The following is a 26,199-nucleotide window of genomic DNA, read 5'->3' on the forward strand; positions in this document are numbered from 1 at the left end:
ACGAAGCGCCTGCTGCTGAGAGCGACGAGATGGGCCTCGAGGCCAGCGATCTCTACGATCAGGCCGTCGCGATCGTTCTGCGCCACAAGAAGGCTTCGACCTCCTATATCCAGCGCCGGCTTCAGATCGGCTATAACCGGGCCGCCTCGATCATGGAGCGGATGGAGAAGGAGGGGGTCGTCGGGCCCGCCAACCATGCCGGCAAGCGCGAGATCCTGCTCGGCCACGACTAAGCAGAGTTCTACTGGCTGCCACACGAATGATGTGGCCCTCTGCCTCGGTGAGCGCGGCGGCATTCGTGAGGTCGGCTGCGCAATCCTGCTTAGGCCGTGTCGATCACTCAACAGCCGGGCGCCCTCTGAGGCGCCCGTTTGCTTTTTGGGGCGAATTCCGGCCTACATTTGCAGGATTACGAGACAAGGAATGGGAGTGCTACCCTTCATCGTGCCGTTCGAAATACGCTTGCTTTCGCCTGCGCCCGTCGCGCATGGGGTGCCACAATTACTGATCCGTTCTCATCCTCCACGGGAATGTGCCTCTCAGGTAATCCGGACGCGACAATGAGTTCGCAATGGCCATCCCTCATCAGACGTTGAAAAGCCTTTGGCGGCGGTTGGTCAGTCACGAGGGTCGTCATCTCGGTGATAGGCGTGAGCTTGCAGGCTGCGACCTTCGCGAATTTGGAGTGATCAGCGACTAGGATACGCCGGCGTGCATTCGAGAGCATAGCTCTTGCAACCGCAGCCTCCTCGTCGCGAAACTCAAGAAGCCATCCATCGGGGTCGATCGCGCCGATGCTCGTGAGCATGATATCGCAGCGATACCTCTCGACCATCTCCACCGCCATGGGGCCGGCGAGTGCATGATTGTGGGCTTGCCATTGACCTCCGGTGACGCAGACCGTGATGTTGCGGTTCTTCCCGAGGATTTCGGCCGTGGCCACACTGTTCGTCACTACCCGAAGATCCGTCAGATCGGCGCGGGCGATGGCCGCCGCCACCGCCTCCACTGTCGTTCCTGGCGTCAGGAAAAGGGATGAGCCGGAGGTGACGAGGGAGGCGGCCGCGGCCGCGATCCATTCCTTCTCCGCCGCCTGCTCGACGTGGCGCTGACCATAGTCTTTATTGACGGTGCTCGACAGGATGCTCGCACCGCCATGATGGCGCCGCAGCAGACCGCGCGTCGCCAGCCCCTGCAGGTCGCGCCGAATCGTCTGCGGCGTAACATCGAACCGTGAGACGAGCTCGTCGATACTCGCATAACCGCGGCGCCGGATCACGTCGAGGATTCGCTCCTGGCGCGTATCTGCCGGCATCAAGATCCATCATCCACTGAAATCATCGAACAATCATAGTCGAATGCGCCACCTGTTCGAAAGTGAAAATAATATTGCGGAAACGAACATCGTATGCATTAACTGAACGTCATGTGCGACTGCGAATGGCCATCGTGAGAGGAAACGTATGACGATTGTCGCCGGGCAGGTATTACCTCGCGCCGAGGTGATGCGGTGAGCGCGCCAGACTTCTCCGTAGCCGGCCAGCATGTCCTGATCAGCGGCGGCGCCGGTGGGATCGGAACCGCCTTTGCCCGCGCGTTCCGGGACAGCGGCGCGACGGTCACCATCTGTGATGTCAAACCACCCTCGACCAGCGAAGGCTTCCGTTTCGAGCCTCTCGACGTGCGTGACGATGCTGCAGTCACCGCGCTCGCGGAGAAGATCGATACGCTGCACGTCCTGATCCACTGCGCCGGACGTCTGATTCGTCACGAAGAGCACAAGCCCGAGGTGTTCCGTGACATCGTCGACATCCACCTCGTCGGCAACATGCGGCTCGCGACCGCCTTCAGGCCTCACCTCGCTAGGACAAAGGGCTGCCTGATCAATATCGGCTCGATGTATTCCTATTTCGGCGCCGCCATGATCCCGGCCTACGCGGCCGCGAAGACCGCTATCATCGGGCTGACCAAGTCGCTCGCGCTCGCTTATGCCGAGGACGGCATCCGGGTGAACGCGATCGCGCCGGGCTGGATCAACACCGAGATCAGCCGCCGCGGGCGCGAGGAGGAGGCGTTCAACGCCAAGGTGATGGCGCGACTCCCAACCAAGCGGTGGTCCGAGCCCGAGGAACTGGCTGGCACGGCCGTGTTTCTCGCTTCCCCTGCAGCTCGCCTCATCAACGGCGTCACAATTCCCGTCGACGGCGGTTACGTCGCGTCGTGACTACACGCACAACAATGCGAGGAGGAAAGTGCCATGATCCGACGGAGCTTCATCGCCGGTGTGACGATGATGGCCGCGGCGCTCGCTTTTGCGCCGGCAACCGCCCAGGAGTTCGACTGGCGTTCTCAGGACGGGCAGACCATCAACCTCATGTTCAACAATCATCCCTGGTCGCAGGCGATGCGGGACATGGTCGCCGACTTCACGGCCAAGACCGGCATCAAGACCCGGATGGAGATCTTCAACGAAGAGCAGTTCCGGGCTCGCCTCACGACGCTGATGCAGGGTCGCTCGTCCGACATGGACGTGTTCATGAGCCTGACGAGCCGTGAGGGAGCCGTCTTCAACCAGGCTGGCTGGTACGCCGATCTCGCGCCCATGATGGCCGACAAGGCGCTCACCAGGCCTGATTTCAACTACGAGGACTTCTCGGCCTCGATCCGGAACGCCAGCACCTTCGGCAAACAAGTCGTGGCGTTGCCGATCAACCAGGAAGGTCCTCTTTTCTATTGGCGCAAGGACATTTTCGAGCGCTGCAAGATCGACGAACCGAAATACCTGGAGGACATTCCGGCCGCCGCCGCGGCGATCAAGAGCTGCGACGCGAACCAGGGGGCCTGGGCGGCACGCGGCATCCGCGGCGTGACTCCCTATGCCTTGGCGGGCTTCATCTACAACTCAGGCGGCTCCTTCGCGACGCCGGACGGCAAGCCGGGGCTCTCGCAGCCGAACAGCATCAAGGGACTGGCGATGTATGCCAACCTCTTGAAGGATTACGGCCCTCCCGGTGCCCTGAACCATACCTTCACGCAAGTCGTCGAACTCCTGGGTCAAGGTCGCGTCGCGATGACCCATGAGAGCTCGAACGAGTTCGCCAATATCATGCGGTTTCCAGGTCGTGCGAACGACCTCGGCGTAAAAGTCCTGCCGCCCGGCAGGGAGTCGGGCATTTCGAAACCCGTCGCGATCGGTTGGACGGTTGCGATCTCCGCTAATTCCAAGAGGCAGCCGGCGGCCTGGCTCTTCCTGCAATGGGCGACGAGCCCGGAGGTGCAGGCCAAACTCGTGCAGGCCGGCGTTGCGCCACCGCGCGCCAGCGTGTTCGGGGGCGAGGCCTTCAAGGCCTGGGCGGCCGAGATGCCGGTCCGCAAGGCCTGGGCCGATGCGCTCATCGAGATCGGCCGCACCGGCACGGGCGTCTATCAGACGCCCACGGATCGGGTTCCGGAGGCACGCGACATCATCGGTGGCGCGATGCAGCAGATCGTGCTCGGCAAGGCGACGCCACAGCAGGCCGCTGCGGCGGCCGACGCCGAGCTCGCGAAACTGCAGTAGCGGCCGGGACCGAAGCGCAATCGGTTCATCTGCGATGGCTCAAGTCGGAAGATCGTCCGACTTCCGGTGGATGGCGGCTCCGGCCGTCATCTTCGCGGCCGGAATGATCGCCTTCCCGATTGGCTATGCGGTGTGGCTCGCATTGAGCGATGTGACGCTAGGGTCCGACCCGAGCTTCGCGGGGCTCGCGAATTTCCGTCGCATGCTTGCCGACGACGAGTTCTGGAACGGCTTGCGCGTCACCCTCGTGCTCTATGCAGTGTCGCTCGTCCTGCAGATGGCACTCGGGATCTGGCTGGGGCTTCTGCTGGCGCGAACGCAGTTCGCTCGCGGATTCGTGCGCACCGTGATGGTGTCGCCGTTCATGCTGCCGCCGGTCGTCATTGGCATGATGGCGATCGTCATCCTGGACCCGAGCTTTGGGATCGCCAACTGGCTGCTCGGCCAGTTCGGACTGCCGCCCGGGTTGTGGCTGTCCGACCCGAGCACGGTTATTGCAACCATCGCCGCGCTCGATACCTGGCAGTGGACGCCCTTCGTGGCCCTGATCGTGATGGGCGGCTATCTCTCACTTCCATCGGATGTGTTCGAGGCCGCCGAGATAGACGGCGCCGACGGCTGGAAGCGCTTTCGCCTGGTGACCCTGCCCCTCCTGTTGCCGACAATCGTTACTGCAGCCGTGCTCCGGAGCGTCGATCTGTTGCGGATGTTCGACATCATCTATCTCACGACGCAGGGGGGCCCCGGATTCGCGAGCACCACGCTGAACATTCTGGCCTATCGGCGCGGTTTCGAATTCTCGGATCTCGCCTACGCAAGTGCCATCATGGTGACGCTGTCGACGATCGTGCTCGGGTCGGTGCTGGTCTTCGCGCGGCTCCGAAAGACCGTCGCATGGTGAGGCGCCGGTTCCTCAAGGTAGCGGACGCGTTCCAGCTCGCGGTCGTGCTCATCGTGCTCGTGCTGCCAATCGCCTGGACGTTTTTGTCGGCCTTCAAGCCGCGCACCGAGGTTGCGGCGATTCCACCCCGTCTCCTTTTCACGCCGACCCTCGACAATTTCGTCGAGCTGTTCGACCGCAACGACTTTCTCGAATACACGCTGAACAGCCTGATCGTGGCGATCGGCTCCACGTCGCTCGGGCTCGTGCTCGGGATTCCTGCGGCTTTCGCGATTGCCTGGCACAAGATGTCCTGGCCCGCCACCGCGACACTCTTTGCCCGCATGGCGCCCGGCACGCTGTTCCTGCTGCCCTGGCTCCTCATGTTCAGCAAGATCGGCCTCGTCGGAGGCTATTGGGTGCTGATCCTGACCCACGCCGTGATCACTCTGCCGATCGTGATCTGGGTGCTTCTGCCCTATTTCGACGCCGTCCCGCGTGAGCTCATCGAATCCGCCCAGATCGACGGCGCCCGACAGGACCAGATCCTGACGCGGGTCGTGCTGCCCGTCGCGACATCGGGCGTTGTGGTCGCTGCCATCCTGAGCTTCATCTTCTCCTGGAACTACTTCCTGTTCGCGCTCGTGCTGTCGGGCATCGAGACCAAGACCGCGATCGTCGCAAGCTTCAACTTCATCGGCGAGGGCGTCACGAACTGGGGCGCACTCATGGCTGCTGCCGTCGTGATCGCGCTGCCGCCGCTCATTCTGACACTCGTGATCCAGCGCCGGCTGGTCAGCGGACTTGCAGCAGGAGCCGTGAAGGGATGAGGGCAGCAAAATTTCATGGCGAGGGCCGGATCGAGATTGTCGACGCCCCCGAGCCGAGGCCGGGGCCTGGCGAGGTTCTCGTGCGGGTTGCGGCCTGCGCGCTCTGCGGGAGCGATCTCCGACCCTGGCGGCGCGGTTGGCCCGTTACCTCGGGGCACGAGATCGCCGGCCGCGTCGACCAGCCCGGCCATCCGCGCCATGGCGAGCGCGTCATCGTCTATATTCCGGTCTTCTGCGGTCGGTGTGAGGAGTGCAGCGCCGGACGAACGCATCTCTGTCGGGAGAGCCGCGAACTCGTGGGCTGGCAGCGGTCCGGCGGCTATGCCGAGCGCCTCACCGTGCCCGAGCGCTGCCTACTTTCTGTGCCGGACGATGTGCCTGACCGGCTCGCGCCTCTTCTCCTCGATACGATCGGGACCACGGCTCACGGCATTCGGCTCGCCAAGCGGATCGTCGAGGGCGGCCGGGCGCTGGTTCTGGGAGCCGGACCGATCGGGCTCGGCGCGATCATCGTGCTCGCCCGCATGGGCTTCGGCCCGATTGACGTGGTCGATCCCGTCGCCTACCGGTCCGGGTTCGCGACTTCGCTCGGTGCGACCCCTGTCTCGGCCGAAGCGGCCGCCGCTGGCCGGTATCGGCTCGTGGTCGAGGCAGCCGGCAAGGATGCTGCCCGGCAGGTCGCGCTGGAGGCGGTTGGTCCTGAAGGCGCGATCCTCCAGCTCGGCGAGTCGGATGCCTGGGCCCTGACCGAGACCCGCTCGATCCGGCTCAAGGACTTCTTCCTGGTCCGATCCTTCTACTTCCCGATCGGCGATTACGAGCCCAATCTCGAGCTGCTGCGGGCCGATCGTGACAAGTATCAACGCCTTGTCGACGACGCGGCCGATCTCGATCGATTGGGTGAGCTGTTCGCATCCTTTGCACGCGGCGAGAAGCTGAAGCCTCTCCTGGTGCCGGCATGAGCGGCCGTATCATCTGTGTCGGCAATGGCGTTCTCGATCAAGTCTACGAGGTCGACGCTCTGCCGAGAGCCGGGGTCAAAATGGCGGCGCGTGCTTTCCGAGAAAGTGGCGGCGGGCCGGCAGCGACCGCGGCGCTCGCGATTGCCCGGCTCGGCGGCCGATCATCCTGGTGGGGGCGGGTCGGCGACGACACCGCCGGTCGTTACCTCTTGGACCAATTGGCGCACCATGGCGTCGATCTCTCGGGCGTCCGCACGATTCCGGGCGCCCGCACCGTCCGGGCAACCGTGATCGTCGACGGCGCGGGTGAGCGTTCCATCCTGGTCGACCGCTTCGGCATCCCATCCGATACCGCATTCCTGGCAGATCATGATTTAGCTGGAGCCGCTGTGCTGCTCGCAGACACGCGCTGGCCGGAAGGCTCGAATTTCGCACTGCGCCGCGCCGCTGAGCTGGGTGTTCTCCGCGTGCTCGACGTAGACGGCGGTGACCCCGCGACGCTCGAGGAGCTCGTCGGGCTCGCGGATCACGTTGTCTTTTCCGACGAAGGCCTCGCTGATTTCGCGGGGCCTGGACCGGTTGCCGAACGCCTCGCCAGCGCCGCCAGTCGCCTGGGCGGGATCGTCGCCGTGACGATCGGAGAGGCAGGCAGCCTCTGGGCAATGAATGACGGGATCGTCACTGTCCCGGCCTTCCCGGTCAGGGTTCGCGATACGACGGGCTGCGGCGACGTATTTCACGGAGCCTATGCCCTGGGCCTCGCCGAAGGCATGCCTCCGCTCGACGCCGCCCGATTTGCGGCTGCGGCCGCTGCCCTGAAGGCCGCGCACGGTCGCGGCTGGGACGGCATGCCCGATCGTGCAGCAATCGAGAGCGTCATGGTGGAGACGCAACGATGAGGAATTCGCCCGGCAAGCTCTGGGGATTGCGGCGCCTGGCGGATACAGCCGGTTTTTGGAAGATGGTCGCCATCGACCAACGCACGCCGATCTTCGGCCCGATCGCCGACAAACGCGGCACTCAGGAGCCACCGCGTGAGGATGTCGTGGCCGTGAAGCAGCTCCTCGCCCGCCATCTCGCCCCGCACTCCTCCGCCATCTTGATGGATCCGAAGTGGGCCTATCCTCTGAGCATCGGCGAGGTGCCGCCGCGGACTGGCTTGATCCTGTCATACGAGCACCACGTTACCGAGAACACGCCCGGCGGCCGCAAGTCCGTGCCGATCCCGGATTGGTCGGTCGCCAAGGCGCGCCGGATCGGCGCCGATGCCCTCAAGGTCCCGGTCTGGCATCGGGCGGATGCCGCTCCAGAGGTCCGGGCGCACCAGGAGGCTTTCGTCGAGGCGGCCGGTCGTGCCTGCCGGGAGCACGACATCGTCATGCTCCTGGAAGTGCTGATTTATCCGCTTCCGGGCGAGGAGGCAGGCACGATCGAGGCTCGGCGCGAGGAGCTTGTGCTCGACTCGATCCGGCCCTTCTGCGATCCGCGCTTTGCGGTTGATATTTTCAAGCTCGAGCCGCCTGGTCCGATTCACCGGGTGCCCGATCCCGAAGGGCCGGAGGCGTCCACCCTTCAGGGTGCCTATGATAGCATGGCCGCGCTCCTGCCGCGTCCGTGGGTGATGCTATCGGCCGGCGCCAGCGCGGCCGATTTCGAGCGATCGCTGCACTATGCCTACCGGGCCGGCGCGAGCGGCTATCTTGCCGGGCGTGCGATCTGGTGGGAGGCGTTCGAGCATTTCCCTGATCTTACCAGCATGGAAAAAGCCCTCGCGTCCGGAAGTGTAGCCGTGCTGGATCGCCTCAAGGCACTGACGGATGCCAAGGCTCAGCCCTGGCATCGGCACAAGGGCGTTGGATTACTCACGCCCGAAGACGACGCAACGTTTCCCGCAAATTACGCGGAGGCATGAGCGTCGGCAGAGTCCTCATCAAGGTGATCGGACGGCCATTACAGAGCTGGTCTGGAGAATCTGCACAGCGAGATAAGTGGAGTATCTGCCTGAGAGCGGCCAGAATGGCTGTCGAACAGGAGAGACGATGAGCAAGAGACCCCGCCGAAACCACTCCCGGCCTTCAAAGAGAAAGTGGCTTTGGCTGTCATCCGAGGCTACAGGACACTGATTGAGCTGGTGCAGCGGTTCAATGTGCATTCCAACCAGACCACCGCCTGAAAGAGCCCGCTACTTTTGATGCCCGCGTCGGTTGCTGATTAGGCTCTCTACCGCGTGGTGCGTTCCTCCGACGCGAAATGCAGGTTCAGCGCATCGTGGTTGATGGCGCGCGCCGCGATCTTGGGCTGGGTAGTGTCGTGAAGGTTCTGCATTGGCTGGGTGGGTTTCCATTGGTGTAATTGGAGGCGCGAGCGAAGATGATGTGCGGTGCACGGTGACCAACCCGTGGCGACAGGCTTTTTGCCGCCCATAAGAAGCCCACCGCAATCAATTCAGTCTCCCAGCAAGGTGCCGGGTGTGCAATCACACAGACAGGCGGCAGTACCCAAGATCAGGTTTTCTTGGCTGTTCTCCTCGAGTGCTTGATTCCATCTTCTGAACTTCACGATAGCCACGCCAGGAGGTCGCAATGGTCAGTATCGGAAACTGGCGCTCGACTCTTGTGTGTCTGCTTCTGGCCGCCTTCGGCAGTCGATCCATTGCCGCTGAAGCTCCTGTGAACCTGCTGAGACTGCCGCAGGCTGAACTTGCGTCGACCGCGTTGATCGGAGACGGAGTAAGCCAAAGCCGCGTCCTGACCGACGGCGATCCCGCGTCTGCTGCGAGCCTTTCTCCTGGCAGATCTGAGACGGTCGACTTGGTGTTTGGGTTTGCGGGCGAAGCGGTCGCGCCTGAAAGAATAACCGTGACGCTCTCCAAGCGGGGCGACGCAGTTCCGCCCGCGCGCATAGAGGTTCTTGCGTCGACAGTCTCGCCGCAGTCGGGCTTCAGATCGCTTCGCACCAGCTCGATCGAGGCGACCACGGCAGTGCAGACGTTCGCCTTCATGCCAACCGCGGCCCGCTGGATCATGGTGCGTCTGACAGCCGCCAAGGCCGGGCAGCCGATCGCACTCGCCGAGATCGAAGTCCTCGGCCGACCGGGTCCGCCGGCAACGGTTTACGCCTTCAGCGAATCGCCGGCACGCGCCATCGATGTCCTGTCACGGCTCGCGACGACGAGCACAGTATCGCTTGCCGTGAGTCCCGATGAGCGGCTCGCCTTCGAGAGGGCCAAGGCCGGTCGCCTCGACTCAAAGACTCTTGCCGATGTGGCATTGCTCGCCTCCGGGGTCCTCGATGCGGCGAAGCGCAGGGTCTATCTCAGCCGCATCGATGCGCTCGAGACGAAGGCGAAAGCCGCCGTCGCTGCCACGCATAACCCGACCGAGCGGGCCGATGCGCTCCTGCGCTGGCTGCATCGCGAGGCGCTCGCCAAAGGGTATCGCAGCACGCAAACCAGTCTCTCCGTCCTCCTTGATGACAAGACCTTCAACTGCGTCTCCTCGGCAGTGCTTTACAACATCCTTGCGCTCAGACTCGGTCTCGACGTGCGCGCGATCGAGGTTCCCGATCACGCCTTCTCGATCGTCTATCAGGGCTCCGCGCATGTCGACGTCGAGACGACCAATCCACGCGGCTTCAACCCGGCTCGAGACCCCAAGCAGGTTCAACAGTTCGAACAGATGACGGGCTTCCGCTATGTTCCAGAGGCTTATCCCGACAAGCGCCGGGAGATCACCGAGGCCGGGCTGGCGGCACTCATCTACTACAACAAGGGCGTCGAGCTGAACCGGACCAAGCATCATCACGAGGCGCTTCTCGCCTATTTCCGGGCCATGAGCCTTGATCCGGAATTCGCCTCGGCGGCCAAGAACGCGCTCGCGACTCTCGCCAACTGGAGCCTCGAGCTCACGGGCGAGCAGAAATGGGAGCAGGCCCTCGAGATTGCCACCGCCGGTGTGGCGCTGGCGCCCAAAGATGCGGCGCTGGCCCACAACCAGATCGCGATCTGGGAACGCTGGGCGATGTCGCTGGCCGACAAGGGACAGCCGGAAGAGGCCGTTGCAGTGCTGAAGCGTGCGTCGAGCGCCGTGCCGAACAGCGACTGGGCCTCTCTTCAGGCCTGGGTCTACATCAAGCCCGGCGAGGACCTCATCAAGGCTCGCGACTGGCAGGCCGCCTTCTCGGCGACTGAGGCAGGGCTGACCAAGTTGGATCCCGGGCCGCGGGAGGAGCTCGTGAAGTGGCGCGACCAGCTCTTCCTGCGCTGGGCGAACTCGGAAATTGATGCAGGGCGCTTCGACGAGGCCGCATCGGTGCTGTTACGCGGATTGCGTGCGGCGCCTGACGACCAGAGACTGCATCGGACAATCGCTTATCTCGCACAGGAATGGGCGGACCGTGTTTCCGGCGAGGGCTTCACGGAGGGTCTAGCTGTACTAGCCGGGCTCAATCACCAGTTCCCGACTGTTACCATGCTGCAGGAGGCGCAGGTATCCTACGTCTGGCGGCAGGTCAGAACGCTCGTGGAGGCGACCCGGATCGAGGAAAGTCTCGCAGTCGTTGAAGAGGCAGATGACCTGCTGAAAAGTCCGGAAGAGAAGACTCGCTTAAGGGTCTACGTCTTCGACTCCGGTGCCAAGACTCGGATCAAGGCAGGAGACTGGGCCGAGGCAGCCAGCATTTATGGCAGAGGGCTGGACCAGGTGCCTGACAGTGACCTCCTGCGGAATAATGTGGTGTATCTCGCGCAGGAATGGGCGAAGGCGGCGTCCACCGAGAGCTTTACCCAAGGTGCAGCGGTGCTGGCCGGGCTCAAGCGCCAGTTTCCGACCCTTACCGCGCTGGACGAGGTTCAGGAGTCCTATGTCTGGCGTCAGGTAAAGACCCTCGTTGAGGCCGGTCGGATAGAGGATAGCCTCGCGGCAATCGAGGAGGCAAGCGATCTCCTGAAAGGCCAGGACGAAAGGCTGCGGCTGGGCGCGTATATCTTCGATTCCAGCGCTAAGGCACGGATGAAAGCCGGAGCCTGGGCCGAGGCGGCGGAGATTTATGCCAAAGGGCTGCAGCGATTGCCCAGGAGCGATCTCCTTCGAAGCAATGCCGTGTATCTAGCGCAGGAATGGGCGCGCGCTGCTTTCGAGAGCGGCGGTGCTGCGGCGGTAATCCCGATTGTACAGCAAGTTGCGGATCGGTTTCCGGACGCGCCACGCGTCGGAGAAGGCCCACTTGCAGTCGTCACGAGCGCAGTCAGCGAAAAGGTTCGGGCTGGCGAGTTTGGGACCGCTGTGGCACTCGTCGAGCAAGCGGCCGAGATCTTGCCGGCCGACCGAGCAACTCAACTCTACGAGTTCAGCTATGACCGCTGGGCCAAGAGCTTCATGGACAAGAAACAGTGGGCGGACGCCGTGAGGATCTATGACAAAGGCCTGCAGCGACTTCCTAGCAGCAGCCTCCTCAAGCAGAACAAGACCTATTGCCTCGCCCAATCGGGATAGGATGGGCTCTGCGGGCGGTCGCGAGCGAGAGGAACTCTGACTTATATAGCAGGTGCACCACGGTAATTCCTATGTTGCGGTGCCACTTGCTCCTGAGCAGAAATGAGGTTGGCAAAGCTACAAGCGACTGCAAACGCTAACATGAGCGCCAGGCCGATCCATACCGAGGAAGAGTGCGTAAAACCGAAAGTCGCCAATCTCTGGAGGATGGAGAAGGGTTACCCAGGCTACAACAGCGAACTAGTCACGGACTATTTTGGGATCTACGCGGCCTACGCTCACAATTCCTACCCGCTTGAGAAGGAGCGCCTCTTTGATCTCCGTCCCGAATCGTTCAGTTGGTCGCGTCGCGGAGATCCGATCTCGCGCTTCGGAGGCTTCTACGCAGATGTCTATCACCGGGACAAGGAAGATCGTCTCTCTGTGATGGTGGTGTTTCGAGGGAGGCGAGGAACGCGTGGCATCCTCGATCTCATCGTCAATGCCCCGGCTGATTGGCTGTCAAATGCCAGCTATTCTACACAGATGTTCAATCCATGGGACCAGTATCGCACCGCGCGGTCAGTGTTCATGGAGGTGCGTGAGGACGCGCGCAGAGCGGCAGGTGGCCGCCCCAAGGAGTACTATGCCGTCGGCCATTCCTTAGGCGGCGGCCTTGCCCGCCACATGGCGGCAGCCTTTCCATGCACGCTGGCGATCGTATTCAATTCATCCCCGGTCTCGAATAATTTTAGGCTCGAGCAGCCATATATCGACTATAAGGAGCCGAATCTCGAAAACCGAGGAACTATCGTTGACCTCTTTGAGGACGATGACCTGCTGTCCAGGATTGCCCAACATCTCGATCCGTTGGGTTTTTTCAAGAACAGCGACCAGCACCAGTGGTATCGAATGAGGATTCCGGAGGATAATGTCGACCAGCACGGCATCCGTATCGCTGCCGCTGGGATGGCCCGCATGAGCGCGGATTGTCTTCGCAGGACGAACTGTGAGATGCATGCGCCCGACTACGGGCTCCACCTCCCCGAGGCACGGCATCGAGACGCAACCGAGATCAGGACGCTCTATTGCTTGGCGACACCAGCTATTTCGGCGGGAGCAAAGGCGGATAAACGGGATCTCTGCCAACGAGGAGGAAGTTAATGCTCATGCAGCCACGTTTGGTCGCTGCCAGTCTCGAGCTGATTGTCGGAACGGTCCATGCCCAGGACACGCCGCCTCAGCTTAGGATCACACAGGATACGACCGTGACCTACCGCTTTTCGGTTGAGGCTCCAAAGTGGTCTGCCCCCTGAGAAGTAGTCCTCCCTGATGTATGGCTTTTGAGTCGGATGGGGGACGAGATAATGAGCAAGAAACGACACACGGCCGGAGAGATCGTCGCGAAGCTGCGGCAGGTGGATGTGCCGACCGCGCAGGGCCGGAGCGTGGCGGAAGCGATCCGCTCGATCAGCGTGACGGAGGTCACGTACTATCGCTGGCGATCGGAGTACGGCGGGCTGAAGTCTGACCAGGTCAAGCGCCTGAAGGAGTTGGAAGCCGAGAATGCCCGGTTGCGCCGGGCTGTCTCGGATCTCACCCTCGACAAGACGATCCTGAAAGAGGCGGCCAAAGGAAACGTCTAAGCCCCGCCCGCCGCCGCGCCTGCGTGGATCACGTGAGGGCACACGGGCTCCTGTTCTTGATGCAGTCGAGGCGCAGCCGGCGGAAGTTGCGGGCGAACATGGAGCCGAACGTCAGGACCCGGCACCGGGCGGCGGTTTCGTACGAGATCTCGATACCCCGCACCGCCAATAGCTCCTCAACATAGCGTTAGCTGAGCGTGAACCGGAGATAGAGCCAAGCCGCGTGCCGGATGATCTCGGCTGGGAACCGATGGTGGGCATGGGAGATCAACTGCATGCTCCTGCCTGACAGGGCAGCGTCTCGAATCGTCTACCTTCCCGTGACATTGCCCTGGCGTGCGCTGCTCAGTACCCCATCCGGCTCGGCTGGGTAGCTGCTCCATTGGCCTCCCCACCCGCTTTGCGAGCTTTATAATAAGTACCTTAGGCAGGGCGAGGGGACGAGTGACAAGTTCCCCTTGCGGCATTCCGGTGTGGGCCGCTGCGCCCGATCATCCGCCGGATGAGGAGGAATACATGACTACGGATCTGAGGAAGCCTGATCGCCGCACCCTCTTGATGAGCACAGTGCTGGGCATAGGAGCGCTGACGCTCCGTCCGGGGGCAGCATTCGCGGCGGGCCAAACAGTAACGCTCGCGGATATAGGTGTGGGCGATCCCAACGGTGATTGGTCGGGCTATACGAACATGACCGGCAACAAGGTCAACGTCGTCTCGATCGGCAATGGTCCGTCTGCGGTCCTGAACCAGCTCATTGCCGGTGGCGGACGGCAAACGTACGATATCATTAACATAGTAGGCGGCATGCAGAAGCCGTTGGTGGAAAATAAGCTGATTGTGCCAATTGACGTAAGCCGACTGAAGAACTGGCAGAATAACGAGTACATCGCTTCGTACTTCAAGCCCGGCTCCAAGGGGTTTGACTTCATTGGGTACGAGAGCAAGATCTACGGAGTTCCGACAGTCCTCCAGGGAGATTCCTTCGCATACCTCCCAGAGAAGACGGGCGGCGAGTTGAATTCCTACGGAGCGCTGTTCGACCCGAAATTCCGCGGCTACGTGGCTCTTGAGGACAACTATACCACCGCCGGTCAGAAGACTGCGCTCTATCTGAAGTCGGCTGGGCTAGCTGAGATCAAGGATCCGGCGGATATGAGTAAGCAGGAGATTGCAAAGGTCGTCGACTTCCTGATCCAGAAAAAGAAGGAGGGGCAATTCCGGGTCGTCTGGTCAAGTTTCGAGCAGGCAGTAAACCTCCTCGTTAACCAGGAGGTCTACGTGATGGACTGCTGGGAACCAATGGTTTTTGCGGCAAAGGCGAAGGGCGTCAATGCTGTCTATGCTGTCCCGAAGGAAGGTTATCTGCTTTGGGCGATGGCTGCCTACCTCGTGGCAGGCAACCGCTCACCCGAGAAGGTCGAAGCCTCCTACCAGCTGCTCGATTACATGTTGAGCCCCGAGTACGGCGCAATGATCACCAACCTTCGCGGCTATATGACGAACCCGGCAGCTCCCGAGTTCGCGGCGAAATCCGGCAAGTTCGATGCTGCCACCGCAAAGAAGATCGAGGACATCGATGCCGGCGTGAAGAGGAAGTTCGAATCCGGCGGCACCTGGCAGGCCCGCTGGCCCACCAACATCGAGGCCTACGAGGAGCAGTGGCAGCGCTTCAAGGCCGCGTAACATCAACCTCGAGGCGTTCCCATGAGCTCCGTTGGGAGACGTCGGGATTTCGCGACGGTGGCCCTGCTCGGAGGGCCTGTTCTCCTCTGCGCCCTCGCGATCGTGATCCCGCTGGCCCTGACTCTCATGATCAGTTTCTGGGAGCGCCAGATGATCGGAATGCGGCCAGGCTTCAGCTTGGCCTCATACGCCTTGTTCTTCGAGGGCGCACGTTTCTCGGTCCTGAAGCGAAGTTTCTGGGTGGCGGCGAGTTCGACGGTGATCATGTTGGCGCTCGCTTACCTCGTTGCCTATCTCGTCACGTTCAAGCTCCCGCCACAGCGGACCAGGATCTTCCTCTTTCTGCTCTCCGTCCCGTTCCTGGTGAACTATGTCATCAGGACCTTCTCGTGGGCATACCTCCTCGGGCGCACCGGGCCTGCAAACCAGTTCCTGCAGTGGGTGGGTTTGGCGAGCCAGCCCGTCGATTGGCTCCTGTATAGCGACTTCGCGGTCTATCTTGGGCTGGTCGCGGCCTATATGCCATTCATGGTCTACCCGATGTGGTTATCGCTGAGTGCCATTGACAAGCGGCTCATCGAGGCGAGCTGGACTTTAGGCGAGCCCCCATTGGGCACCTTTCTGCGCGTGATTCTGCCCCTTTCCCTACCGGGCATTTTCGCTGCTGCGATCTTCGGCTTTGTAGGGGCTTTTGGCGAGGTTGCCGTTTCGCAGATCCTGGGCGGAGTCGGCTACCAGCTGATGGGTAATGCGATCACGAGCTCACTAGACGTTCTGAACTACCCGATGGCTGCGGCCATGTCGTCAGTTGTGGTCGGCTGCATGCTGGTTCTGCTGCTCCTGTGGCTACGGCTTTTCGATCTGCGCCTCTTCCTTGGCAAAGTGCTCGGGCGGTAGCGATGAAGTCCTGGAGCCGCATTCTTCTTTGGCTATGCCTCGCAGGTGTGCTGGCCTTCCTTTATGCTCCCTTGCTGCCGCCGCTTATCCTCGCCGTCCGGGATCCGACGACCGGGAGCATCACCTTCCAGAATTTCGGGGCGATCCATTCTGACCCAACACTGGTCGGAGCACTGACGAACTCCATTCTGCTCGCGGCCATCATCGGAGTCACCGCACCCCTGCTGGGATTGGCTGCCGCGCAGGCCGTGCGGAGCTTCGGGGTGCCCCGCCTGATCGTCACGGTGATTCTGTTGCCGCTCTTCATACCGGGCGTCAGCATGGGGGTTTCCACCAGCCTTTTCTTCAGCCTGACGGGGATCGATCCCTCGATCCTGACTATGGCCACGGTCCAGACGCTCTGGGCTCTTCCCTTTGCCTTTCTCATCATTCTGACCGTCATGTCGGGCTTCGACATGGTATATCTGGAGGCGGCCTATACCTGCGGGGCCACTCGCGCCCAGGCGTTTTGGGACGTAGAGCTTCCTCAGATCGCTCCCGGGATCAGCGGCGCTGCGATCTTCTCGGTCATCCTCTCGTTCAACGAGACCGTCCGGACGGCGGTCGTGCAGGGCGGCAACAACACCATTCAGACCTTCATCTGGTCGCGTTACCAGCAAGTCGGCCTTACTCCCAACATGTACGCTCTGATGAGCATCATCATCGCCGTCACGCTGCTGCTCATCCTGGTGCTCGTGGCTCTGGGACGCCAGCAGGATCCCGAAACCTAGTGGATGTGGAGGCAGAGCATGCCCGAAATTCTCCTGACCGGCTTCCAGCCCTACGGGGGGCGCCAGATCAACCCCTCGGCTGAAGTCGTGCGGACTCTCGAGGGAACCAGAATCGATGGTTGCACGGTCCGGGGCCTGCTTCTTCCGGTTTCCTTCGCGGCAGCAAAGCAGCCGCTGACCGATGCAATTACGAAGCATCGACCGCTCCTGGTCGTCTCTACGGGTCTGTGGCCGGGCGAGCCCGTCATCCGCCTCGAAAGAGTTGCGGTCAATCGCGCCAGCTTCGAAATGCCCGACAATGACGGGCAACGTCCGCTCGATGACGCTGTGGAGGCGGATGGGCCGATTGCCCGAGCCGTGACGCTACCGGTTGGGAAGATCATCGCCTCTCTCCGAGAGAGGGGCATTCCGGCAAGGATATCGGATACGGCCGGGACATTCCTGTGCAACACCACCTTGTATCGGGCTCTGGGCGCTTGTGAGCGGCTTGAGGCCAGCGCGCGTTGCGGTTTCGTCCACCTGCCTTACCTCCCACGACAGGTAGCCGAGCTCTTGAACGACCTCAGCGCTGAAGGTCGCCTCGAGCTCCATCAGCGTGCCGACCTGGCATCCATGAGCTTGGACATGATGCTCGAGGCTCTCCGCACCATTCTGCTTGTCTCCCTTGACCACGGCTGACCGTCCGAGCAGGGCTTCGATGGCTTCCTCTCCTCTCCTTCATGTTCGCGACGTCTGGAAGCGATTTGGCGAACGCATCACAGCTGCAGGAGTGAACCTCGAAGTCGGCAATGGCGAGTTCTTTACCATGCTCGGACCGAGCGGATCCGGGAAATCGACAATCCTGCGCATGATTGCTGGGCTTGAGCAGCCAGACAGCGGACGCATTCTCATAAATGGTCATGATGTGACTTTGCTCCCGCCCTGGCGACGGGAGCTCGGAATGGTTTTCCAGCAGTATGCCAACTTCCCCCACATGACCGTCGCCCAGAATGTTGGATACGGACTGCGGCGCAGAAATCTCGCCCGGGAGACCGTGCGCAAACGGGTCTCCGAACTGCTCGGACTCGTGAACTTGCCCGGCTTCGAAGAACGGCCTGTGACACGCCTGTCCGGAGGGGAACAACAGCGTGTCGCCATAGCTCGGGCCCTGGCTCCCCGTCCCCGGCTGCTCTTGCTCGATGAACCCCTGTCCGCCTTGGATGAGAAGATCCGGCGCGAGATGCAGGCGCAACTCAAGGATATCCAGAGAGCAACTGGGACTACGTTCGTCTATGTCACCCATGATCAGGAAGAGGCACTAACGATGAGCGATAGGATCGCGGTGCTGAACTGGGGGCACCTCGTTCAGGTAGACGAGCCGCATGCGCTGTTTCGGCGACCCAAAACGAAGTTCGTGGCCGGCTTCTTCCGAGGAAGTAATGTTATTGAGGGCAAGCTCATTCGAGATGGCGGCAACCATGTTTTCAGATGCACCTCATTTGAGGTAATGCTTCCAGACTCAGTCTCACAGCCTGCAAGTCCGCCCGCCGTCGCGATTCGAGGCGAAGACATCCGGATGGGTAGTCCTGCGGGCCCGGGCGACATAGCCTTCGAAGCAATTCTTGAGCGGATGACATATCGCGGCGTCTACACGGATTATCAGCTCAGGCTTGCCGATGGCCAATCGATCACTGCTTCGGCAACATCAGGTCCTGACCTCCCGATCGGGCAGCCAGTCCAAGTAGCCGTGAGGCTAGGAAGGGTGATCCCACTCCACGCTGAACCAGTGTGAGAAAAGGGCAGCGCCTACCCGTCGAAACCCCAGGTCCTGGGGCGAGCAGTGCAGCTTACTGCAATGGGGCTGCGGTTCACGAGCATGAAGGAGCAGCGAGTCTGTTCCGTATGCGCGACCGCGCGACCGCTTGGTCCGGAGTGACAGCTCGAAAGCGTACCAGAGCGTTTGGGCGCAGTTGCGCGAAGGTGTCGATGTCGATCGAAGCGATGGTTGCGATCTTGGGGTAGCCGCCGGTGGTCTGATGATCCGCGAGGAGAACGCTTGCCGTCCCGTCACCGGCGACCTGGATAGATCCTCGGACCACCGCTTCCGACGGCATGTCAAGGGGTCCGGATATACTCAGCGACGGACCCCTCAAGCGGACACCCATGCGGTCATAGCTGCTGGTCAGCATATAGGGCCCAGCGAGAAAATCCGTGACGGCTTGGGGACTGAAGAAGCGATCTTGCGGCCCAAGGACAACCCGAATTTCGCGGCGGGGGCGCGCTGTCACAGGGAGCACAATCGCGTCGCAAGCCCTCGTCTGCCGCATCGATGCTTCGATAATCAACTGAGCGCCCACTGTGACGCGCCCGCCACCAAGACCGGAGCGGAGATGGGTGGAGCAACTCCCGAGCCATGGCGATGTCACCATCCGACCTGCAAAGCAAAGATAGGTCCAAGTGCCCCAGAGGCCTGCCTGGATGGTAAGCCGGGAGCCCGGCTGCAACGTGGCCACACCCCAAGATGGTGTGATCTGGCCGTCTATCGTGACCTTGAAACCTCCCCCTGCTGTTGCGATTGTGACAGGTCCTTCCAAGCACCGGAGAGCCAGACCGCCAAGGGAGACCTCAACACACCCAGCTCCTGGCGCGTTGCCGAGCGCAGCCTGTGCGATCCCGAACGCGGTTCGGTCCATGGGCCCTGACGCGGGGACGCCGTAGCGCATCATTCCCCGTCGCCCCTCATCCTGGATCGTGGTGAGGGGGCCCGCGTGCTCGACTTCCAGCACAGCACGGCTCATGTGGCACCCTCGCCATCGCCGGCGAGATGGCTCGCGCCAACGCGGTAGAATTTGATCTTATCGCCGACCTCGAACAGGAATGGCACTTCGTGCCGCGGTCGCAAAATCTGCGCCGGTGACCGGCCTATGATCCACCAGCCCGTCGGCATCGTGATGGTGGTGACGAGGCATTGCGGTCCTGCGATGAGGACGCTTCCTGCCGGTATATCTCGGACTGGTGAAGCCTTGCGGGGCAATTGGATTCGGTCTGGCACTCCGCCAAGATAGGCGTAGCCGGGAGCGAAGCCGTACATATAGACCCGGTAAGCACCGGCGAGGTGCGCCTCTATGACCCCTTCGGCACTCAAGCCGACTTGCTCCGCCACTGACGCGAGGTCTAACCCAAATGGTGCGTCATAGCAGACGGGTATCTCGTGCAGGTGGCCTTCTGGTGCCGACACGCTCATCAAGGCAACGAGCGCGCTCACATGGTCTTTGACGATCGTAAACTCCGCCAAGAGGGGATCGTAGCCTACGAAGAGCGAGCAATAGGCTGGAACAGCCTCTGTGAAACCGTCAAAGGGATGGGCCGCCAAGGCTTTGTCGAGCGTGAGGACGGCAGCATGGACCTCGTTACTAATGGTTTCGCCGAACTCGACCATCACTCCAACATCGGCCACGGGTCGGAAGCGCGGGTAATTCTCGTTAGTCCCGCTTGTCATGACTGCCGCAGGAATGGCTGGATTGTAATGCCCTCATTGGTAAGTCCGTCACGCAGGCTTCGTGCGAGAGCGACCGCAGTCGGGTTATCGCCATGGACACAGATCGAGTGGGCCTGCAGGCGGATTGGGGAGCCACCACTGGTTGGCATAAGTCCCGATTGGAGAAACGCGATCATGCGATTGGTCACCATGCTCTCATCATGGAGCAGTGCTCCCGGCTGGTTGCGCGGAACCAGCCGACCGTTGGCCTGATAGCCCCGGTCAGCAAAGATCTCACTGTAGACCTCAAGACCCATGCTCCGAGCTACATCCTCTAGGACGGTTCCCGAAATGGCGAGGATCGGCATCGTGCGATCCACTGCAGCCGAGGCCCTGGCAATGGCAGTGGCGATTTCCAGGTCGTCGCAAGCAAGGTTGGCAAGTGCGCCGTGGGCCTTGACGTACGCGACCCGTGTTAGCGCGAGGGCTGCCACACCGCAGAGTGCTCCGATCTGCGCAGCGACGAAGCGCTCGCACTCCGCGGCGCTGTAAGGCAGTTGGCGTCGACCGAAGCCCTCGCGATCAGGGTAGCCAGGGTGGGCACCAACTACGACGCCCTGGGCTCGAGCTGCCGTAAGCGTCTCGAACATGGTCTCGGGGTCACTGGCGTGGCCACCGCATGCGACGTTAGCACTCGTGACGAGTGCCAGCATCGCCGCATCATCTCCCATGCGCCATGGCCCGTAGCTCTCGCCGAGATCGGAATTCAGGTCAATCGAGTCGATCATGGGCCTCTGTCCACTGACTGAGCACGAAAAGTCGGCCCGTACGCCTATGAGATCCCGTCTCACGGCACCGATCAGTAATTAAAGTGGTCCTGGTGGCTCTTGGCAAGCAGATCTCCCGGCGTGCATTTGTGCTCTGGACGAGCCATCGGTCTCGCTAGGGACAGCCCGGACTTCCGACGTAGGCCCAGTGGAGCTTTTCCGAATCGTTCGATATCTTGCCCCAGTTTGTGCAGCAGCTGGCACACACGTCATGTGTGAATGCGTCCAGAAGGCTGCCGCGGGGCGCCCAAATCGGGTCCTTGCCACGGGCAGCAGCCCTCCGGAGCAAGGCTTTAGCTTGGCTAAGAGCTGCTGAACGGGGTTGAGATTCGGGCTGTAGGGTGGGTAGAGCAAGCTGGCCCACGGTCCGGATGACGATCGCGATACCCCGACTCTTGTGAGCCGCCAATTGTCCGCTGCGGCAGCGCTCGCTCCGGCCTCTCCTGGCGTGACCAACGTGCGGCGCTCGGATTGCCTTCGCTGAATCAACAACAGCCGTCCGGTCGCTCGTTCTGCTATCATGAGGTCAGTTCTCCGGCCGCGAGGGGCGGCTTGACCGATGAGGCCGCAATGTCCCGTTCACCATCGAGAGTCGTGATTTGCGGCGCAGGGATCGCCGGCGTCGCGGCAGCTTACCATCTCGCAGCCGAATACGGCCTCGAGAACGTGGTGTTGGTCGACGAAGGAAGTCCTCTCTCGCTCACGTCGGACAAATCGACCGAAGCCTACCGCAATTGGTGGCCCGGCCCTGATTGGGCCATGACGGCTTTCATGAACCGCAGCATCGATCTCATAGAGGGGATCGCGCGTGCGACCAGCAATCGCATTAACCTCAACCGTCGTGGCTACGTGTTCGCCACCGCCGATGCGGGCAAGATCCCTTTTCTCGAGAACATGGCGAAGACGGCCGAGGCGCATGGTGGGGGCGCTGCTCGGTTTCACGATACGACTCAGAGTGCTTATACGCCGTCACCTGAACGTGGGTTCGAAGTTGATTTGACCGGCGCGGACGTCATCACCGATCCACACCTGATCCGTCGGCATTTTCCCTACCTCGCGCCCGAGACGGTCGCGGTGGCGCACGCACGGCGGGCCGGCTGGCTCAGTGCCCAGCAACTCGGAATGGTGATGCTGGAAGCGGCCCGCGCGAGCAACGTGCGGATGGTGAGGGGCCGGGTTGTCGGCATCGACACGTCTGGCGGTCGGGTTCGCGCGGTTCACCTCGAACATCAGGAGGAGTTCCAGAAACTTGCGGCAACGCATGTCGTGCTCGCTGCCGGGCCAATGCAAACCGAGACGGCGCGCATGATCGGCGTCGATCTGCCGATCCGAGCCGAGCGACACTACAAGATCAGTTTCGCCGATACGCTTGGCGGCCTGCCGCGCAATGCGCCGATGCTGATTTGGCTCGACGAGCAGCATCTGCCCTGGAGTGAAGAGGAACGTGCCGCGCTCGCTGCCGATGAGGAGGCTCGCTGGCTCCTTGGGACGTTTCCCGCGGGCGTGCATGGGCGACCCGACGGGGCATCGGCTACGATTGTTCTCTTCAACCACCACGGCGAGGCGGTCGATCCGGTGTTCCCGCTGCCTGAGCCGGAGCACTACGCTGAGATCGCGCTGCGCGGCATGTCGACGATGGTGCCAGCGCTTAAGGCCTACAACGGAGCGCCACCGCGGCCTTACATCGACGGTGGCTACTACATGAGGACGCGGGAGAACCGGCCGCTCATTGGACCCGTTCCGGTCGAAGGCGTCTACATCTCGTGCGCGTTCTCGGGGTTCGGTGTGATGGCATCGTGCGCGGGCGGAGAGCTCATCGCCCGCTACATCACAGAGGCTGCCTTGCCCGACTATGCGCCGGCATTCCGGCTATCTCGGTATCAGGACGCTGCATACAGCGCGCTGCTCACTAGGTGGGGCGATGGTGGTCAGCTCTGAAGGTGCATGTTCAGCTCCCTGGCCCGACTCGCGGTAGCCAGCTACCTTCCATGGGAGTTTCGGCGCGGAGTCGGCGAAGCAATGATGGGATCTGCCTGCCCCAAGATGTTCGTGAGCATCACGCGCAAGTTTCAGGCGGGCGATGTGGGGGCGGATGATCTGTTCGCCGCAAACCTGCCAATCTTGAGATATGAGCAGCATTCGATCGTTGGCCCAGCAATCGGTCAGCTATCCGTTTCCGCTTCGATCGTGCCTGAGCGCTTGTCTCCGTGAGTTGTCGCTGGCGCAAACGCTCCGAGAGGCAGTCGAGCTATATGACGAACACAATCTCGAAGGTGAAGTGAACGTCCATCGAAGTCTCCAAGCGCCTGCGCGAGATAGTGCCAGCTGCGCAGCCGGCCACCACCATAGCTTTCACGGAACCGCCCGCTATTCTTCATCGTCGGACACGCCTTGCACGTTGTGGCGCAGGCGCTCCTCCCGCAGGTCCAGGTCGCGCTCGATCCGGCGGCGCACCTCGTCGGGAATGGTCCGCAGCCGGGCCAGCTTGTTGATGTGCTCGCGCTCCGCGGCCAGCATGGCGAGCTCGCTGGCCTCGGCCAGCCGGACCGCTTCGGCGCCGTCGCCATCGAGGTCGCGCCGCCGCTCCAGGTGGTGGATGCGCCGTTCGTGCTGACGGCGCGTATGCTCCAGAACGTGCGCCGGCAGCCGTTGATCCTCTGCTGATCGGCCGAGCCGATCAAGGGCTGTGCGCGCTGCCGCGAGTTCGGCCTCCGCCTGTTGGGCCTCGCGCTGCCTCCGCTCGGCGCGACCGAGTTCCACCAAGCCGAGCCGCCGGACCACAAAGGACAGCGTCGGCCCCTGCAGAACCAGCGTGACGACGATCACCGAGAAGGTCAGGAACAGGATCAGCCCGCGATCCGGGAACGGCCGCTCGGGCCCGACGGCGAACGGGATGCTGAGGGCTGCCGCGAGCGAGACGACGCCGCGTACGCCCGTGAAGGCGATCATGAACGGGTAGGGCCAGGCCGGCGCCGGATCGCGCCTGGCGAGAGGGGGCACGAGCCAGCGCGGCAGATAGGTGAGCGAGAACACCCACAGGAACCGCACTGCGATCGCGACCAGGCTGATCGCCAGCCCGTAAAGGACCAGTCGGCCAAGCGGCGCCCCGCCGAGGCTGTCGAGGACGGTGCGGGCCTGAAGTCCCGTCAGCAGGAAGATGGCGCCGGTGATGAGGTAGGTGACGAAGTCCCAGACGAACACGGCCGGGAGACGAGTGCTCGAGCGGATGAGAGCCACTCCTGCGCTTCCGACATAGAGACCGGCCACGACGGTCGCGAGCACCCCCGAGCCGCCGAATGTCCGGGGCACCCAGAAGGCAAGGTATGGGGTGAGAAGCGAGAGCGTCACTTCGATGCGAGGGTCGCCCGCCAGGCGGCGCAGCCACAGCATGGTCCAGCCGATGGCAAGCCCGTAGAGGGTCTCACCGGCTACGACGGCCCCGAAGGTGGCGGTGGCTTCGACAAGCGAGAACGAGCCCGTGATGACGGCGGCGAGCGCGAACTCGAACAGGACGAGGGCGGTGGCGTCGTTCACCAGTCCTTCGCCCTCGAGCACGGCCGAGATGCGAAACGGAATGCCGAGCCGTCGCGCGATGGCGAGCGGCGCCACGACATCGGGCGGTGACACGATGGCGCCGAGCACGAAGGCCACGGACCAAGCCATGCCGACGAGCCAATGCGCGGCCGCTGCCACAGCGATGGTGGTGGCGACAACGCAGCCGACGGCAAGGAGCACGATCGGGCGCAGATTGGCGCAGAACGCCTGCCAGCTCATGCCGAAGGAGGCGGTGTAGATGATCGGGGGCAGGAGGACGAGCAAGACCAAGTCAGGCGGAAGCTCGACCCGCGGGAGGCCGGGCGTGAGCGCGAGCGCGAGGCCTGCAACGACGAGCAGGACAGGGGCCGGCCAGTCGAGCCGGCGGGCCGCGGCCGCGACCGCTGCCGTGATCGCCGCGAGAGCAGCCGCAACATAGAGGACCTGGTCCATGATGCTCCGAACCTAGCATGTGAATGAGGCCGCCGGCTGGAGGATCACGATCGCTCGCTGTCCAAGCACCTGGGGCGCACGGCACTCTGACGGACGGCTCAGGCAGGACCGGTTGACCCGCACCCCGCTGGCCCGATCTTTTACCGATCCAGCGGAGCAGAGAGTGCCGGATGGCGACGCAAAGCACAGGTGTGAGGAACCGGCCGAAAAGCGTAACCCCGAGTGTGCGGGCGAACACCGCTGTCCCGAGTGCTTGGCCCATCTCAGCACCCGAACCGGCGGCAAAGTATAAGGCTGCCCGGATCGAGCATCCGGGGAATGCGTATCCGGTAGAGAAGGCCACCTGATCGGACGAGATAGGGGCCGCGCCGCGTTTCACCACGCAATATGGTCGCCATACATCCACGTGTACACCTTGGTACACGGGTGCGCGGCACGTCGAAAGCTCTTGGATTCCGGGCGCCTAAAACAGGCGAAGAGTCGGGTCGGGACTGACGGAAGGGGGAGATTCGAACTCATGGTGCGATTGACTGCTGCCAACACGCTAAAGTCGGTGTGTCGCCATACGGTGTCTCATTCGCCTCGAACATCATGGGAGCAAGGACCTTGTTCGAGAACAGAATCGGAGGGCGAATCCCGTCAGGCCGATCATGCTCCCGTCTCGGCAGCATTTCTGAGCTTCGCGCAATAATCCTGAACTGGTTCGATTGGATGTTGCCCGACACTGCCCCTTCGGCACTGGCCTCGGGTGTGAACGGGTGGCCATGAGCCTTTGGGCGAGGGCAGGGCGGGCTCTCTAGCTCAGGTGTGAACAGCACCGGACCTGATGGGCAGCCCGTCACAAAACCAGGGCTCTCCGCCTCGGCAAGATCATCCCGATCATCGCGACCTCTCAAGGGTGAGGGCCTCCCGAAGCCGATCGAGGCCATCCGTGAGGGCCGCCGGCCCGGGCTGCAGGATAAGCGCACTCTTGATCTCATGCAGGGAGCCTGTGCGCACCGCCGGAATGGCGTCGAAGCCCGGCCTGGCCCTGACCCGTTCGGGCACGAACCGCTTCCCGCACCACGAGCCGATGATCGCATCCGGGGCGGCCGTGATCACCTCCTCGGGGGTCACGATGGGCCCTGCGCCTCGGGCGAGCTGGAGCGGTCGGCAAACACGTCGATGCCGCCGGCAATCTCGATCAACTCTGAGACCCAGCGGATGCCAGTGATCATCGGCTCATCCCAT

At 62.5% G+C, this 26,199-nt stretch carries 23 protein-coding genes and 4 pseudogenes; 20 read left to right on the plus strand and 7 right to left on the minus strand.

The annotated features are described in order from the left end of the window. Window positions 1–233: DNA translocase FtsK (locus BN1233_RS07090; RefSeq protein ID WP_046862810.1), on the plus strand; the 233-nt coding region annotated here is incomplete at its 5' end. 206 nt (window positions 234–439) lie between these two features. Here the strand turns inward: BN1233_RS07090 and BN1233_RS07095 are convergent. Further along, a complete protein-coding gene (locus BN1233_RS07095) occupies window positions 440–1,315 on the minus strand; it encodes a DeoR/GlpR family DNA-binding transcription regulator (protein WP_048709493.1) in 876 nt (291 codons plus the stop codon). Window positions 1,316–1,510: 195 nt separating this feature from the next. On the opposite strand from BN1233_RS07095, the gene BN1233_RS07100 reads away from it, so the two are divergent. The 17 genes and pseudogenes from BN1233_RS07100 (at window position 1,511) to BN1233_RS07175 (ending at window position 18,469) form a co-directional block, all read left to right on the plus strand. After that, window positions 1,511–2,224, plus strand: a complete 714-nt coding sequence (locus BN1233_RS07100; RefSeq protein WP_046862811.1) for an SDR family NAD(P)-dependent oxidoreductase — start codon at window positions 1,511–1,513, stop codon at window positions 2,222–2,224. 33 nt (window positions 2,225–2,257) lie between these two features. Beyond that, on the plus strand, window positions 2,258–3,559 hold the full coding sequence (locus BN1233_RS07105; RefSeq protein WP_046862812.1) for an ABC transporter substrate-binding protein: 1,302 nt from the start codon (window positions 2,258–2,260) through the stop codon (window positions 3,557–3,559). Window positions 3,560–3,629: 70 nt separating this feature from the next. After that, window positions 3,630–4,460, plus strand: coding sequence for a carbohydrate ABC transporter permease (locus BN1233_RS07110; RefSeq protein ID WP_244889821.1), 831 nt, complete (start codon window positions 3,630–3,632; stop codon window positions 4,458–4,460). Beyond that, complete coding sequence (locus tag BN1233_RS07115) at window positions 4,454–5,269, plus strand: carbohydrate ABC transporter permease (RefSeq protein WP_046862814.1); 816 nt, start codon at window positions 4,454–4,456, stop codon at window positions 5,267–5,269. The genes BN1233_RS07110 and BN1233_RS07115 overlap by 7 nt, the downstream gene beginning before the upstream one ends. After that, entirely contained in the window at window positions 5,266–6,231 is a 966-nt protein-coding gene (locus BN1233_RS07120) for an alcohol dehydrogenase catalytic domain-containing protein (protein WP_046862815.1), read from the plus strand. The genes BN1233_RS07115 and BN1233_RS07120 overlap by 4 nt, the downstream gene beginning before the upstream one ends. Beyond that, window positions 6,228–7,130 (plus strand): PfkB family carbohydrate kinase, encoded by a 903-nt coding sequence (locus BN1233_RS07125; protein WP_046862816.1) that lies wholly within the window; start codon window positions 6,228–6,230, stop codon window positions 7,128–7,130. Before BN1233_RS07120 ends, BN1233_RS07125 begins: the two co-directional genes overlap by 4 nt. After that, window positions 7,127–8,143 carry a tagatose 1,6-diphosphate aldolase gene (locus BN1233_RS07130; protein WP_046862817.1) on the plus strand — a complete coding sequence of 339 codons (1,017 nt, stop codon included), beginning with the start codon at window positions 7,127–7,129 and terminating at the stop codon, window positions 8,141–8,143. The genes BN1233_RS07125 and BN1233_RS07130 overlap by 4 nt, the downstream gene beginning before the upstream one ends. Before the next feature lie 127 nt (window positions 8,144–8,270). Continuing rightward, a pseudogene (locus BN1233_RS44475) lies at window positions 8,271–8,392 on the plus strand (transposase); the annotation flags it as partial. A gap of 421 nt (window positions 8,393–8,813) precedes the next feature. Continuing rightward, window positions 8,814–11,723: a transglutaminase family protein gene (locus tag BN1233_RS42660; RefSeq protein ID WP_048709495.1), complete on the plus strand. Its 2,910-nt coding sequence runs from the start codon at window positions 8,814–8,816 to the stop codon at window positions 11,721–11,723. A 102-nt stretch (window positions 11,724–11,825) separates the two neighbouring features. Further along, on the plus strand, window positions 11,826–12,866 hold the full coding sequence (locus tag BN1233_RS07140) for a Tle-like phospholipase domain-containing protein (RefSeq protein ID WP_147707034.1): 1,041 nt from the start codon (window positions 11,826–11,828) through the stop codon (window positions 12,864–12,866). Window positions 12,867–12,871: 5 nt separating this feature from the next. Then, window positions 12,872–13,018 (plus strand): hypothetical protein, encoded by a 147-nt coding sequence (locus BN1233_RS46690; protein ID WP_154678256.1) that lies wholly within the window; start codon window positions 12,872–12,874, stop codon window positions 13,016–13,018. Window positions 13,019–13,069: 51 nt separating this feature from the next. Beyond that, window positions 13,070–13,386: pseudogene (locus tag BN1233_RS07145) on the plus strand (transposase); the annotation flags it as partial. A 478-nt stretch (window positions 13,387–13,864) separates the two neighbouring features. Beyond that, window positions 13,865–15,031, plus strand: coding sequence for an ABC transporter substrate-binding protein (locus tag BN1233_RS07155; RefSeq protein ID WP_147707036.1), 1,167 nt, complete (start codon window positions 13,865–13,867; stop codon window positions 15,029–15,031). Between the two features lie 21 nt (window positions 15,032–15,052). After that, window positions 15,053–15,928, plus strand: a complete 876-nt coding sequence (locus BN1233_RS07160) for an ABC transporter permease (RefSeq protein ID WP_046862820.1) — start codon at window positions 15,053–15,055, stop codon at window positions 15,926–15,928. Between the two features lie 2 nt (window positions 15,929–15,930). After that, window positions 15,931–16,698, plus strand: coding sequence for an ABC transporter permease (locus tag BN1233_RS07165; RefSeq protein ID WP_046862821.1), 768 nt, complete (start codon window positions 15,931–15,933; stop codon window positions 16,696–16,698). Window positions 16,699–16,716: 18 nt separating this feature from the next. Then, entirely contained in the window at window positions 16,717–17,376 is a 660-nt protein-coding gene (locus tag BN1233_RS07170) for a pyroglutamyl-peptidase I (RefSeq protein ID WP_046862822.1), read from the plus strand. A gap of 91 nt (window positions 17,377–17,467) precedes the next feature. After that, window positions 17,468–18,469, plus strand: a complete 1,002-nt coding sequence (locus BN1233_RS07175) for an ABC transporter ATP-binding protein (RefSeq protein ID WP_187144258.1) — start codon at window positions 17,468–17,470, stop codon at window positions 18,467–18,469. Window positions 18,470–18,545: 76 nt separating this feature from the next. Here BN1233_RS07175 and BN1233_RS07180 read toward each other — a convergent pair whose 3' ends face one another. From BN1233_RS07180 to BN1233_RS50975, 4 genes and pseudogenes are all read right to left on the minus strand, one after another. Further along, on the minus strand, window positions 18,546–19,475 hold the full coding sequence (locus tag BN1233_RS07180; RefSeq protein ID WP_046862824.1) for a 5-oxoprolinase subunit C family protein: 930 nt from the start codon (window positions 19,473–19,475) through the stop codon (window positions 18,546–18,548). Further along, window positions 19,472–20,176 carry a 5-oxoprolinase subunit PxpB gene (gene pxpB, locus BN1233_RS07185; RefSeq protein ID WP_046862825.1) on the minus strand — a complete coding sequence of 235 codons (705 nt, stop codon included), beginning with the start codon at window positions 20,174–20,176 and terminating at the stop codon, window positions 19,472–19,474. The genes BN1233_RS07180 and pxpB overlap by 4 nt, the downstream gene beginning before the upstream one ends. Then, the gene (locus tag BN1233_RS07190) at window positions 20,173–20,940 is read right to left on the minus strand and encodes a LamB/YcsF family protein (RefSeq protein ID WP_147707072.1); all 768 of its coding nucleotides are present in this window, start codon (window positions 20,938–20,940) and stop codon (window positions 20,173–20,175) included. The genes pxpB and BN1233_RS07190 overlap by 4 nt, the downstream gene beginning before the upstream one ends. A 303-nt stretch (window positions 20,941–21,243) precedes the next feature. Continuing rightward, window positions 21,244–21,342: pseudogene (locus BN1233_RS50975) on the minus strand (IS630 family transposase); the annotation flags it as partial. 210 nt (window positions 21,343–21,552) lie between these two features. Between BN1233_RS50975 and BN1233_RS07195 the strand changes: the two are divergent. After that, the gene (locus BN1233_RS07195; RefSeq protein WP_046862827.1) at window positions 21,553–22,920 is read left to right on the plus strand and encodes an NAD(P)/FAD-dependent oxidoreductase; all 1,368 of its coding nucleotides are present in this window, start codon (window positions 21,553–21,555) and stop codon (window positions 22,918–22,920) included. Window positions 22,921–23,001: 81 nt separating this feature from the next. Next, window positions 23,002–23,193 (plus strand): hypothetical protein, encoded by a 192-nt coding sequence (locus BN1233_RS49070; RefSeq protein ID WP_156312728.1) that lies wholly within the window; start codon window positions 23,002–23,004, stop codon window positions 23,191–23,193. A 156-nt stretch (window positions 23,194–23,349) separates the two neighbouring features. Here BN1233_RS49070 and BN1233_RS07205 read toward each other — a convergent pair whose 3' ends face one another. Together BN1233_RS07205 and BN1233_RS07210 are read right to left on the minus strand one after the other, a co-directional pair. Beyond that, complete coding sequence (locus tag BN1233_RS07205; protein WP_046862829.1) at window positions 23,350–24,969, minus strand: Na+/H+ antiporter; 1,620 nt, start codon at window positions 24,967–24,969, stop codon at window positions 23,350–23,352. Between the two features lie 879 nt (window positions 24,970–25,848). After that, window positions 25,849–26,199 (minus strand): annotated as a pseudogene (locus tag BN1233_RS07210) (ABC transporter substrate-binding protein); the annotation flags it as partial.

The organism is Microvirga massiliensis (assembly GCF_001006805.1).
GTDB lineage: Bacteria > Pseudomonadota > Alphaproteobacteria > Rhizobiales > Beijerinckiaceae > Microvirga > Microvirga massiliensis.